The sequence below is a fragment of the Bifidobacterium sp. 7101 genome (assembly GCF_000499285.1).
Classification (GTDB): domain Bacteria; phylum Actinomycetota; class Actinomycetes; order Actinomycetales; family Bifidobacteriaceae; genus Bombiscardovia; species Bombiscardovia apis_A.
The window spans coordinates 132,471-146,780 of the sequence record NZ_AWUN01000005.1; the positions used below are offsets into that span (position 1 = coordinate 132,471).

The 14,310-nt window shown below is 46.4% G+C and carries 6 protein-coding genes and 1 pseudogene; 3 read left to right on the forward strand and 4 right to left on the reverse strand.

What is annotated here, in order from left to right; genetic code table 11:
- Positions 1 to 69 precede the first annotated feature (69 nt).
- Together P272_RS09685 and P272_RS0107235 are read right to left on the reverse strand one after the other, a co-directional pair.
- Positions 70 to 1,072, reverse strand: a pseudogene (locus P272_RS09685) (dolichyl-phosphate beta-glucosyltransferase).
- 801 nt (positions 1,073 to 1,873) lie between these two features.
- Complete coding sequence (locus P272_RS0107235) at positions 1,874 to 2,683, reverse strand: TrmB family transcriptional regulator (RefSeq protein ID WP_029678874.1); 810 nt, start codon at positions 2,681 to 2,683, stop codon at positions 1,874 to 1,876.
- Between the two features lie 228 nt (positions 2,684 to 2,911).
- Here P272_RS0107235 and P272_RS09335 point away from each other — a divergent pair, with 228 nt between their 5' ends.
- Entirely contained in the window at positions 2,912 to 3,049 is a 138-nt protein-coding gene (locus P272_RS09335) for a hypothetical protein (RefSeq protein WP_155805041.1), read from the forward strand.
- Positions 3,050 to 3,064: 15 nt separating this feature from the next.
- Positions 3,065 to 3,688 (forward strand): MFS transporter, encoded by a 624-nt coding sequence (locus tag P272_RS09645; protein WP_367379056.1) that lies wholly within the window; start codon positions 3,065 to 3,067, stop codon positions 3,686 to 3,688.
- A 2,671-nt stretch (positions 3,689 to 6,359) separates the two neighbouring features.
- Here P272_RS09645 and P272_RS09340 read toward each other — a convergent pair.
- Positions 6,360 to 7,229, reverse strand: a complete 870-nt coding sequence (locus P272_RS09340) for a hypothetical protein (RefSeq protein ID WP_155805042.1) — start codon at positions 7,227 to 7,229, stop codon at positions 6,360 to 6,362.
- A gap of 3,246 nt (positions 7,230 to 10,475) precedes the next feature.
- Here P272_RS09340 and P272_RS09650 point away from each other — a divergent pair.
- Positions 10,476 to 10,691 carry an ATP-binding cassette domain-containing protein gene (locus tag P272_RS09650; RefSeq protein ID WP_155805043.1) on the forward strand — a complete coding sequence of 72 codons (216 nt, stop codon included), beginning with the start codon at positions 10,476 to 10,478 and terminating at the stop codon, positions 10,689 to 10,691.
- A 1,387-nt stretch (positions 10,692 to 12,078) separates the two neighbouring features.
- Here P272_RS09650 and P272_RS09345 read toward each other — a convergent pair.
- A complete protein-coding gene (locus P272_RS09345; RefSeq protein ID WP_155805044.1) occupies positions 12,079 to 12,663 on the reverse strand; it encodes a hypothetical protein in 585 nt (194 codons plus the stop codon).
- Positions 12,664 to 14,310 lie beyond the last annotated feature (1,647 nt).

Sequence of the window (14,310 nt, forward strand, 5' to 3'; positions counted from 1 at the left end):
AGCCAATGAAGCGTTCATGATAGGTGAAGTTTGCTCTTTCTGTATGAGATTTCGTTTGCTGTCAGCCGCTCAACAAGCGGCAGCTTCTTTGCCTGGATTCTGCATACATGAATGCGAATCCTCCTCTTTGGCAGGCAAGAGGGATCCGCGCAGCTCATGCTGGCGGATCTGATCCCAGACGGCAGGGGAGTCCAGGTCGACGCGAAGCTCCTCGACCGCTCGGGCCTCCATACCCTCCCTGACCCGATGCATGCCTTCCAGATCCTTTTTTACCGTGTCTGGGATGTCGACCGTCGAGCCGGCATCCTCCACCCAACGGACAGGAAGCTCCAGCATGGTCATCCCTGCCTGCTGGGCACGCACAAGCAGCTCCGTATCGAAGAACCACTCGTTATCCTTTACCTGAGGCAGAAGGACATGCGCAGCTTGGGCGGTGATGGCCTTGAAGCCGCACTGGGCATCATGAAAGGAGACCGCCAGATATGAGCGGAGCATGAGGTTGTAGGTGCGCGAAATGAATTCACGTTTGGGGGAGCGGATGACCTGAGATTGCGGCATAAGACGTGAGCCAAAGGCGATGTCAGCCCCGCCTTGGAGTAGGGGGAGAATAAGGCTGCCCGTAGAACCGATGTCGGTAGATAGATCCACATCCATATATGCGACGACTGCTGCCCTGGAGCTGAGCCAGGCCTGTTTCAGAGCATACCCGCGACCCTTTCTCGCGAGGTGCAAGGCACGCACCGTGGTTGGGGCACCAGTCGCACAAAGACATGGCGATCTGCCAACTGGCGTCTGTGCTGGCGTTGTCTGCAATCACGATATTCCAGCTGAAGGGTGTCAGATCTCTGGCGTGACGATCCAGAAAGCTGCATAAATTGGATACGGAATCAGCCAGCTGAATCTCCTCGTTGTATATGGGAATGACAATATCGGCGTCGACCGGTTTTGGACTGCCGTAAAAGACAGGCGAATCAACCTCACCTTGTGGGATTTGTCTGTTGCTAAAGGAGTACCTGTCAGGCACATAGGGCTGCCCAGCAATGTTTCTTTCGAGAATATTCGTTGCGTTCATGCCTCATAGTAAACAGCGGCTTCTTGGGATATTCCTCGAACTTGTCTTTATAAACTGATTGGACTCCTTAAAAAGAATCATGAGGATTTCTCAATGTTTGCTGACATGGCTGCGCCAGTTTTGTAGTCAATATCCTCATGGGAATCGCTCTGATCAGCCTTACATGACCTATCAGCATTAACTCTCGCTTGATTACATAAGACAGGCAAAGGTCGATATTGGCGAACATATCTGAACCGAATCTATATCGCATAAGATCACGAAAGTACCTAGTGTCAAAGTTGGGTATTTTTTAATCCACCTACATCAATGCAACTGCTGCAATGCACCTAATCCGTCCTATATAAAACACAATTAGTTTTGTAACTTAGGGTTCGTTTCCTTGCCTGCGTAGGAGACAACCAGGTTCATGCTCAGATAAAGCTGTCCTGGATTCCAGAATGAACAGCATGTCGGAAATTGCTTGTCCAAAACCTGGTGTCTTCCATCTCATTCATGGTCAACACTTTGATCAGAAGTATTGACGGAGCAATATATCTTGCTGCTTGGTTTGTGGCATGAATTATACCGATTACTACTGAGTACTTTTGCAACTATCAGGTCTTGCGAAGAGAAGAACGTCTAATAATGCATTGCATTCGACTATGACCATGTCCAGCACATATATAAAAAGCTACGGAACCAGTGGCGTACAGACTTGACGAAAATGGCATCTACTCCTCAAGTACGAAGGTACCAGATAGCCGAGTAAATCCAATATTTGCTAAAAGACAAGCACAATCATCTAGGTACCAAGGTGCATTATTCGACATGCACAAGCATATCTTGCATATCCTGAGTCTTCAGCAAGCCCTGAAATGCCTGCGGAGTCATGGCGTTGATCATGAGACGACCGGAAATATCCGCCTTGATGTACTCGACGGCCAGCAAACACATTACGGGGTTGGTAGTACGCACGGCCTCGTCAGGTGTACGGTCACCGAAAGAAGCGACCAAGGTATGGTCATCATCGGCCACCACTACAGCCAAACGTCGGCCAGAGAGTCGCAATCGGGCAGAGGCGCCGCATTCGTTCATGTCGTAGGTGTGCGGGTGCGTCAAAGTACTGGTGCCATAGATGGCGACATGCACGTCGAGACCTCGGACGGCAGCTTTGTCGAGCAGCGGACCAAGATCGTCCATCTCCTCATCCCAAACCCCAGCGAATACGCTATGCTTTGCCTCGTTGATGAGCCGGATTGAAGCCTGCACAATTGCGTCGCGGCTGTGCAGTGACCACACCAGGCCCGGTTCTTTATTCTTCGGCAAATCGGCGAGCTCCTCTTGAGCGGTTGATAGGTCCGCCTCGAACTTGTCCTTGAGGAAGGTGAGAACATCCTTAGGGGATACGGCCGTATATCGGACTGGTTCAGAGTGATTAACCAGAACGGCGCCCTTTGTCTCAAGGCGAGCCAGTGTTTCGTATATTTTCGATGGCGGCATGTCTGCGCGACGGCTCACCTGAGAACCATTCATCGGCGCTTGACCAACCAAGGCAACGTATGCCTTCGCTTCGTAGCGGCTGAAGCCTAGTCGGGTGAGAGCTGAAATGAGATTTGTGGTATTAGACACTTACTCAAACTTACCAGTTAATCAACACTAGTACTACTTTAGTAGTTACACTAAATTAACTACCAAAGTAGTGTGTATTGCTGAAATAAGGGTGCAAATTAGTGAACACATCAGTTTTATTTCTCCTGGCAACGGCACCGCCGGTTACTCGCAGATAATAATTACCGTTAACGCGACTTCCATCTCCAACGCATATGAGCTAGCCCGATCAGTGGAGGAGGTGCTTGTATGACTGAACCATCCTCGGAAGAAGAAAAGCAGCAGGATACATCGAACCACGGAGACTGTGGAATCATCACTGTGCTGGGAGCCACAGCACTTGCTTTGGCTTCTGGCACGTCGCTGGCGACACAATATGCGGTATAATCGGCACTCGGCAGCATCGCCGCTGACTTCGGCGTTTCAGCAGCTGTAACAGGGCAGATTGTCACTGCTGTGATGGCCGGGTACCTTATTGGACTGGTACTGTTGGTTCCGTTGGCTGATCGCTTTTCGCCAGGTCGATTAGTTCCCATTCAACTGGCAGGACTTGCCATCGTGCTAGCCGCCGCAGCCAGCGCTCCTACTGCAGGAGCACTGGTAGGCGTATTCGGACTTGTCGGGGTCGCTTCCACAGTCGCTGCAGAAGCCGTCTCCGCCGTCAAGCGGTTCATGCCGCTAGAGGTTCGTGGCAGCCGAGTAGGAATCGTTCTTGCGGAAAGGCTGGATTCTTCTCAGCTGTTTCGTCGGAGGAGCCTTGACGAGCTTGCTTGGCTGGCGTGGCATGCTCGTCTGCCTCGCAATTCTGCTCGTAGCGACAGGCGTGCTGTGCGCAATCGTATTGCCTCGGCATCAGAAACAAACCGGAAACAAAGGTTCGTACTTTACCACTCTGCGAGTGCTTCCTCGATTGCTGTGCATCTATCCAGCATTTCGACTGGCATCCGAAACCGGCATGCTCTGATTTTCTGCTTTCAATCTCATTTGAGTCGGCCTTTCAATAGCGCTCTCCAAACCGCCCTATAGTCTGAATCTTACGCAGATTGAACTCTTAGCCTCGCCAGGGTCTTTGGATTGCTCGTAACCAGGTGGGCCGGAAGTCTGACCGACCGTCACGATCCGCATGTCGTCGTCATCGATTGTCTGATCGTAGCTGCAATCGGCGCTGCCATCCTGCTCATCGATATCGGTAACCCCATACTTTGCATAACCGGGCTAGCCATCTTTGATGCCGGTTGCTTCGGCACCCAAACAGCCAACCAGGTTGCTGTAGTATCCATCAATCCACCCCAGTCCGGTAAATTACAGCAGCGTGTATCTCACTCTCTATTAAGCGGCTGGTGCTATTCTTAGTGACGTTAATCCTGTCATTTTGGTGATGGACCAGAGTGACCCTCGTAGGAGTTGTTTTGCCCGCCGTTGGCGCGCTCATCCAATTGCGGAGACGTAGATTGAGAAGCTCGGTTAGGTAGCGATCTATCAGCTCAACGAGATTCATTAGAGATCCCGCCCAATTTGTGATGCAAGCCATTTATGAATTGGGCAAGAAACTCCAACTTCCGGCGTAGCATTGCGCTTACAGAACTCGCGGTGTTGAGCAATTCGACGAAGGGCTGTTCTGAGCGAATCGAGAAGTAGACCCCGACACTATATACACACGACCTGTGCCATCTGAGCGGTTTTCCTGTCAATTTTCGCTACAATCTGGGTTTTGTAGAACTGCGACGTGATTGGATCTGCCGCCTACCGGTTTATTGCAATCAGAAAGTAATCACGTTATTTAATTAGTCCCATTACATTTGCAACCTATAGCATAATCACAGCAACGAGACGACCGCATACGGGCTCTAGTTCCGCTATACGAATCGGCCAGCTTCGTCTTATATTACTTTCCGCAAAGACATATACACCAAAGAAGATCCTCTTCAATTTCAGTAAGGTGTCAACAATGGTCATGCATACTTGATCTGACCTGTACCATAAATAATCAAAGAGCAAGGATAATGAAGATGGCAACGGTTAAAGTTGAATGTTCTCCGATCTATTTACTCCAAACCCACATTTTGTTTCATTAGAGTGGGGAGCTGTCAAAAGCTTCAATGTCGGCACTCGTTCCCTTGCAAAGGTCAACAGGGTTCAAAACAATCAGGTTTATCTTAATTTGAGGATAGGTTCACTACCGGAATCGTCCGATCTGACCTTCACTTTTCTTCAGTAATATATGCATACTGCGCACGGGAACCATCGGATGAACGAACCTTAATATTGTTTGGACTCGTAACTGGCAAAACTAAATGTCTTTAAGCTCAGTTGAAAATTACAATCAACACAGACAATCCATAACGGTATGAAAAGTAGTCATATACTTCAAACGATATGAGCTGAATGAGCAAGACAAGGCATATGTTTCGTCAGTATTCAAGCTATTAGTTGCTATCAAGCTCTCAGCGCGTAAGAGGGACAATAAAGGCATGTGGCAATACGCTATTGCCCCGCAAATTAGACCAATCATCGTGTAATGACTTGTTATAGTGTCCTTCCAAGGTCTTCCTACAGCCTAGGAAATCTCCCTTATCTGCAACAGACAGCATCCTCCGCACAACTGTGTAGTCAACAATTCTCTCGTCATATTGGCGAAACGACACCCTTCGTGCGTTGAATCCCGGCAAAAGCACAAATATCAATCTCCTCTGATTAGGGAATGAGCCTGTTAACGTTTGCAAAATAACAAGGGTGCAAAGGATTCACAGATTTTTTTAATAAATAGATCCGTTTCGCTGATACCTATTAATGATTTTCTACCGAGTACCCGGTTGATGACATCCAAAAAGCAGATACCAAGGGGTAGACCCGTTGCCATTGCTTATACGTATGTATAAAATCAAACAGACCTGACGCAAGTTAGCTTTGCTTTATTCTGGTGCTCATCCGGGTCGATAGGTCTGATTTGAGTTCAACAAAAGAGAAACCCATGAAGGACAAGAAGGGCAGTAAAGCAATAGTCGATGAACAACCCAAAATCATATGGTACTGTTCGTTTCGGCTCCCGTTCGCTATCAGCACTCACAGCCGCTTTGATTCCAGGCCTGGTGAACAGCATCTTTCTGGTAGTCATCCTGGCTAGCTTCATGCCGCGGTCAAGGCTTTAATGGATAACTTTGTCTGGTAGCCGTGAGCCTTTGGTGTGTTATTTTGGTGGATCCCAATACCTTAAGAGCCATTGTTATGGAAAACTGAGCAACTTACAGTGTTTTCCTCTGGTCGGTGTCGGTCGTTGCCTGTTGGCCAGTTTGGTGGTGGTGGGGGGCAATCAATGGGCGCTCATGCTCGTGTGCTTTCTAATAGAAATATCAATAGTCCTTTCCTTGACCTGCGATGTCGAGAATTTCTTTAATCATGAATAACCGCCTAGAAAAGACAACAAAAAAACGTGGGTGGTCTCAGATGGAGCTGACAAAACTAAGAGTATAGCAACAAGCGGTAGTACCTGCTGAAAAGGCCATTCCGTTTCTTCACTTCAACTGAGCTGCTACCTGGAGGAGGTATTGGATTTTCTTCACACATTCAAGAAATACTTGAACTCAAAATCGCAGTCTAAACCGTAACTCCGATTGCACTAATAGAATTTGAAAGTTCGTAAGCATGGCCAATTTTCATCAAAATTCAGTTACTGCATAGAATTAGAATTGAAACAAATCTACTTACCATTACTTCTTCGAAATATGGATTTATGTGAATTAAGTATAGCATTTATCTGCTTGCTAGCCAAACTCGAAAAGCGCTTAAAAAGATTGTCAAGTATAATCATGCTTATTTTTTCGAATCGCTCCTGCTGATCCTCTGGTCTGTAAATGAGATCTCCATAAAGAATAAAAGCTATTGCATTTTCAGCTATCACCTTGTAGTCTACTAAAGCTTGTAGTCTTAATTTTTGCTCGCCTTTTTTCATCTCTTTTGGTAGCCACTTCGTTCTTACTTGTTCAAACGTTTTCGGATCAATTGTGGGTTTCGCCTCACCGCCACCATTTACCAATGATGGATTATCTAATTCGAGCATGAAATTATTATCTAACAGTTCCAAATCGTCTGCTGCTGGAGTCAATGGCGTGACTGAATCTTTCACAACATCCAATAATAGATTCATAAGAGCACTCGCCCATTTTGTATCATCTGTTAAGTCTGTTTGTTGGGACCAATGACTGACACTGAGTCGTGACCTCATCAGACTCACTACATTGATTTGTCCATCAAGTGCATGCAGCCAATTTGTCAGTTGAGGCTGTACAGTACTACTAGCCTCGATAGCATTAATCAAAGCAATGGAATTGGAGTGAAACATATCTACTAAATAAGTGGAATCATCTTTTTTCTCAACAATACTTGAAACCAAAGCATGGTATGCAGCATATACCTTATCGCGGCTCTCTTGTAAATCCTTTGCAAGATCCCTATGTGATTCACGTCTATTAAATTGATTAGCTATAAAAGAAATCCATAAGGATGCAAACGCCGTCCCAACAGAAGCTATGTTGTTAATATCATTCAGCCATGAAGCAATATTGATCATTTCTAACCCTTTTCGATACAAGACATCTTAATATTATATCAACTAGTTGTTGACTTATCTGTCTTTCTGAATTTATATATAACCAGCTTGTGACTTTTATAGAATTTTGCAAAATAAATAGAAGGAAAGAAAAATATATCTATACCACAGCAACAAAATTAGGAAATAACAATATTCAGGTACAGAGGAAATAGCGCTGCAATAATAGGCACCTGCAATATTTAATGTAGAGCTTGTATAAATCTAATCATTATAAGCCAATTTGGAACTCTCATAGGTCATAGGAGGATGTTAGGTGCTTTTGAGCACTAGCTTTCTTTCCTTATATGGGATTTTATCCTACAGAGACGTTCAAAAAAGACCAAGAATTAGATGATGCAATATTTCTATTTCTTATTGATTATTATAAATTTTACTCGCTCTGGTCAGTTTCGTCTCTACCCAGATGATGCCTTTTCTTCGTTTTTCTCGAAATCATATACTGCCTTAAACTAGGTTCACTTTATAAAAGCAAGGACAACGGTTACCAAGCAATCATTCCGTATCGGAGTAGTTATACTTCTTGTATAACTACGCGGCATAACTATGAATAGTGGCTATCGTAAAGTCTACATTGCAATTCTTTGTTGCTGTACATGGAAATATCACTGTGAACAAGTAAATATTGCAATAAGATTTCTGTATGCTTATAAAGCATTTGAGCAGATCGAATCAATAATTTACACAGATCGAAAAACTAAATATGTCTTGAATAATCCAATGATAATTTAGTGCTTATAAAGGTCCTGATACCTAGACTCTTTGAACAATAGAACTCAGCAATAATGTCAGGCTGGATGGATTTGAAATCATGACCCATTATTAAGAGAAAGACTAGTAAAGACTAGTATGCATATATAAACTGCTCTTCGTCGCTAATATCTATTGCCATGCTGCAAGTGCTAACAAGTTTCCACTACTAACTGATATGAGCTAAAACCAGTACGTTAGTGTATCGATTTGCCCGAAATGTACCAGATCGGATTCTGTGTGGTGTTTGGATCATAATAGATGAAAATCTGTATTTTTCAATAATTCTTAGTATGGATATGTCCAAATACCTAGAGTCGGAATTATATAAAGGATTAAGAATCAGACGTCTACAGACGAAATTTTTCTCTCTATGTCTGTGGACGATCAGAAAATGAGGTTCAATGAACAAGTCAGTCATATTATATTATCAACATAATAATTAAGTCCTGCACTCTGAGAGAGTAACTTTCGGCTATAGCAATCATTGAAAATTGTAATGGGTCGAATTCGGCGAGCTCTGACGATCTGTATCAGTTCGACCATCCCGCCGCCTGCTCGTCTCCGAACACTACACGCCCCAAAAAAATTTGCCTCTTAAAACTGGTGATATCTTGTAAGAGAAGATTTGCAACTTCATTGCCAGATGGGCAGCTTCTGCCAATTGTTCGGAAAGCCAATCAGTTTGAGAGGAAAGCTGGGATAGCATTTCATAAGGATTAAGAGGTTCCTGAGCCAACGAGTGACGCCCAGCTGCTTCAGCAGGAGGAGTTCCATGGCCAGGAATCCCGCACGGCCCTTTGACTTAGATTGGCAGAAAGGCTCCCATTTGTTGTCTTACCAATCATTATCTTCAGGTTCCAGCACGGGTTTGGTAGGTGTCATCTTTGAGTCCATGTAGTTCCATAATGTCCATGGTGGACGGTCTTGTTATGAGCCACACGCAAATTCCCGAGCCAGCCACGTAGCAGTGTCTCAATGCTGACCCTGGACTTATTGGACATGATTCCCAGATACAGGGCCAATCTGCTTTTGATGGCAGGGTTGGCACCTTTGTAGATGATCTTCTTAATCTACTGTAGGGCAGGCATACACTAGCATCCAGATGGGTGGTAGTGAATCGCAGTAGGTGCTCTGGAAATGCTTGAGCTGTGGCAGCGAAGATCGGAAGATCACTTATAATCCTTGGCGATGCCACACTCGCACTCTTATACTCTTCGGTACTGAATCCAGGCAGACCGACAGGTTCAAGGCAGCCGAACAGGCCAGTTGCTGTGGCAAGTTCAGCAGCCAGGAGCTTTTGATAAAGACCTCAATGCTGATGATGCCATCAAAGATGATGTTGCGCCAGCTCCTGGTTGAACACGTACCATTCCCATATGGGATACTCTGCGGTGCTGGGGAGAAAAGGCAGCTTATGTATTACTGCTACCTGCCATAGGAGTAAGAAAAGGATAACAGTAGCCCTTGAGACGATAATAGCCTACCAACTCCAAACAATCCATGAGGTCCTACACTCTGATGCCTGTCAACCCGCTGTCCAAAAGCAGCTTAGCCACGTCTACAGATTCGTGGTAAGGATGGCTAGAGTAAAAGGGCAGCTTGGTTGCGATTGCGGTTTTCATTTGCTCTCTAGGTAAAAAGATACCGCCATAGTATGCGGTTCTACCCCGAAAAGCAGTAGAGACAGTGCTGGCTTCTAACACAACTAACTGCGCACCGTGCGAGCGCCAAACGCAAAACTCCAAAACTCAATTGTGGCTTAGGGCTAAGGCTGAGCGTAGACGACGCTAAATGAGATAGCGCTTGGGTCAAAACCAGTGCGGTGGATCCGATTGTGACACTCTGCCATGCTCCCACAGTGGCCCTAGTACACTCCTGGTGGTCCCGGTCAGAACGGTAGGAAACCGGCGACATCAGCTCTGACCGTCCACCAGCCCGACCCGCTTTCGAATCCGCGAGGACCCAGCGACGAGAATCAAAATCCTGCCGACATCTCAGACCTATCCGCCACAGGCAACCGGAAATCAGCATCCGGAGGCAGATCCATGCAAAAGAGGAGATTCTAGGTTAAAGTTGTGTGAAGAAAGCTATTCGGGGGGACTGCCCCATGTGCCAAGATAGTCCAAGAGAAAGAGGACTTCGACTTGTGTCTGTGATAAGACAGTTGCCCAGGCGGTCGGTATAGACCGTCGAAATTGGTGAGCTTCGTTTCTAGTCTGCCACCCTACTGTAGCGGCCAAAGCATGAACTTCACAGTTATTTGTGGCGACTGTCCCCCGCAGGGGAGTCATCAGGACAAAACTACCGTCATTCACATTCGCACTATCACCGTGATTATTGCAACATAAGATTGACGACCCGAAGTTGCGCGATGACAGTCTAACCAACCGACCGGTCACAACCAACGATTCCCATGATGATGAATCAGACCGTATCACCATCAGAGGGAAACCCATGCCGAACCCTAGTATCATCACCATTACCGACCTCGGCTTCGCCTATCCAAGCGGCTCATCCGCCATTTTCGAGCTTCTGTCAGCGACCCTTGACCGGGGCTGGACCGCCATACTCGGCGACAACAGTTGCGGCAAAACCACCCTGGCTCTGCTCTTGTGCCGATACCTATCGCCGACCCAGGGACGAATCAGTCCCCGAAACTCAGCATCTTGATCTGCGAATACTGTTCCCAGTCTATCGCCGAGCAACCGCGCAACCTGGACGATTTCACCAACGATTGGTCACGGCGACCCGTTGCCATCAGACGGACCTTGGGCATAGCAGACGGTTGGACCTATCAGTATCCGACCCTCTCCGGCGGCGAAGGCGAAGCGTCTACAACTCGTCTGTTCCCTCAGCCGAGAACCTGACCCACTGATTCTGGATGAACCGACCGATCATCTTGACCTACATTCCCAGTCAGCCCAGGCCGAGGTGCCGGCACCCTACTAGGAAGCCCTAGTGGTCGTCTCTCACGATGAAGGCCTCCTGGACGTTGTAAGTTCGATTTGCAGGGAGATCGAAAGATCACGGGACATCTGACAGCCCGATATTGGTGTGCGGGATAGGATACACGAATTAATGAAATACCGATTGCCAGGTGTCTGTAATATAAAAACGACGCTCCAATCCGCCACAGCGCAGTATGGCTAAAAGAGAGAAGAAATGGGAAGCACCAGCGGCATGTCAAATGTGTGCACAATTCGGAGAATATAAGAATTAGAAGGCGCAGAACCTTGGAATCGTTACTACTCTAGTCGGAACGGCAGGATTTGAACCCGCGATTCCTTGTAAAATAAGCTGCTGTTCTGGTGCATGCGAGCTGCATGTTAATACTGATAATAACCGAAGATTTAGTGCGAATTATAGCATGTTTCAGTTATTGACTGATACCAACTTATGAAGGCATCATTAGCGATGTGCCCAATATGTGTCCGATTTTATTTCACTCCCGCATAAGGCAGTAAGTCAATTGGTACTCAACAGGGTAACGACAAGTAGGTTTAAGGTTACGACCAACAGTATAAGAAGATTTGAGAATAATAGTGAGCATAAAATAGCGACTAAGCATCAAGTCTTCTCTGATTTCAAGATAGGAACCTGTCGCCAGGTGATCAAAGGATGCAGAAAAACATCAAAATGTCGCAGATACTATGGTCCGTGTGAGCCCAAGAGATGTCGCAACCTGTTTCAGTAATAGTACTCAGTGCGTTGTCACTAAGATCTTCGGAGAAGCGGGGGAGTATTAAGTATATTTAACTGGATAAACAAGCAGGGTTTATCCCTAAACAAATGATGTTTACGAATAAACCCTGCTTGTCAGTAGCTCTTCTCCTTTTTACTTATTGCATCTTCCTGTTCAGCCAAGGTCCTATAAACACGATAAAGCAGTATGTCAAAGTTCCACAAACTAAGCCAATTATCGTATATGGGCTTGTCAAAACTACCTTCCATGGCCGCCCTACAACCTCTGCAGTCACCACTGTTAGCAATACGCAAATCACTATATAAAGCGGAATGGAAAGAATCTTTTTTAGCATATCAGGAGACGTCTCTCTTCTCAGCAAACATTGTGCCAAGGAATGTACTCAGCGGCAATTGATTGGCCAATTGTGCAAACGGCACCTGCAGCAACATTCGCAAGACCGAGTGGCATGCAAACACCGATGCCCCATCCTATGTTTGCTGCAATTGACCCTAATTTGCTCTTTGCGCATCGTGGCATCAGGCCCAGCTTGGGAACGATAACTAGTTGACGTGTATCAGCATTCCATTCAAGTGTTGCCTGACGCCCACTCGGAAGCTTGGGAGAATCAATGTGGAAAATCAGATTACCCTGACTATCCTTCCATTCAAACACGTTCCCTTGCTGAGTGACAGCCATTACATCGCCAGAGGCAAAATCGATAGTGAATGTCGGATACATATTTTCATGTTCTGGCCGGATTTCACGGATAATATTATCTGTCCCTTTGACCTGGGTATCGGATCCTAGCACTGATTTTTTAACGATTGCGGACTCTGAATCGGATACTTGTGTTTCCGCTGCATTCGCGGTAGAGGGTGTTAGAACTAGGATGCCAATAAATGTCATCAGTGATACTGATATAGCTGCTAGCTTCTTAGATAATCTTTGTACTTGCATTTTTAGTCATCTTCTTTGATTAATAAATATAGCAACACAACGATGTGTTGGAACCAGTTCTATTAGGTGCTGGTTACGTTCTATTCTACAAAGAAAGGGAAAAATGTCAAAGTTTTGGGTGATTAGTATTAGGTATATTTATTAGTTATCGTATCATTAATCAAGTATTAGTAAATAAGGTTGGAATTGGTTTCATATTGTTGTGAGACTCGTCGCTTTGCCATCTTCAAATATTAATGTGAAGTAGAGCATAGTCAGCTTAACGCCCGACGAATAATACATTAAAACCATTAACATTATCAAACACTGCGACTTCGCCTACGAATAGACGTAAAACGTCAGGGAAGCGCGCATTATTGCATAGTCATTGCAAAAATCAGAGGTATCAACAAATTCACAGAAGACCGTCCTTCGACTCACTTTTGAGAAGAAGTACCTTCTTGTGATTTTGAAGATACATGAGTCTGATTGCTTTCCAGTATGGTCGCAGCTATGAGCAAACTTCCATTGTCAAATTCTGATGTCCTGGCCGAGAACTTCGATCAAAGATCAGCGTAAGTGTCCAGAATCTCAGTGACAGAGGCGTGGTCCAGGACTGCCTGCAGGGTCTCTATGTCCGCACCGGCCCTGATCGCTGGAAGGCGGAGGTGTGGCGCAAAGAACGAATGACCAATTCTTAAATATTCTGCATGCCGGCGTCACGCAGGGCAGACGCCCATATACAGTTCCACCAGTTGATGATGGTCTGCCTATCACCTCGCGGCCCAAACAACCGATAATTCTTAGTGTCCGGGTCCTCCAGCAAAGTCTTGACCATGGGCAACAGCTGGCTGGGTATGGGAATGAACCTGGTTCGGTTCCCTTTCGGAACGGTTTCGGCCAAGTGTAAGTTGGCATTAACCGACTGGGTACGAAGGACGTTGAGCTGATTTCGGCTCAGATCCACGTCTCCGCATCTTAAGACCAAGGCTTCGCCGATACGCGGCACCATGTATTCAAGCAGGTAGACGACCGCGGCATTTGCCGAGTCCATCTGCAGGCAATGGACTTAAGCTTCTGTGGGGTCACATATATCCGCCATTGAAACGCCCTGCCGTGGGGCACTTTGGCCTTCGCCACCGGATTTATTCAATCCAACGGTTCTCAACCGCTACATCCAGAAAATACCCCAGAGCGATCTTACCCGCTGAGCGAATCGATGATGCAGACAGTGGGGAGACGGAACCTCGTTCACTTCCCAATAAGGCACAGTCCCTTCGGCGATGCAGACGCACCAGTACTGGATCTGCACAGCGGTAATATCATTCAAGACCGCATTTCCCAATCGGGCAATGACCTAGACGCGTAGCTCGCGCATGTAGCGTCCCCCGGACGAACTCTTAATCGTAGCGAGATCCTGTCCGCCATAAGTCCGCAGCCTGCCTCAAGGGTTGGCGTGAGTCCCTGGAATCGATCTACCAGTTTGACCGTATCCGGTCCTCAATCTCGGCCATGAAACCCTCAGCTTCGCCGTTGTAGCGGGACAGTATTCTTCGGGTGGTGCCATCAGTCCTCCATCGCACCTCCCAACGAGACCCTTTTTGAAATCCTTGAATCTGTATTGCACAGGGACGTTGGCGTTCTGAGGGTCATCCGTGTATTTGGCAG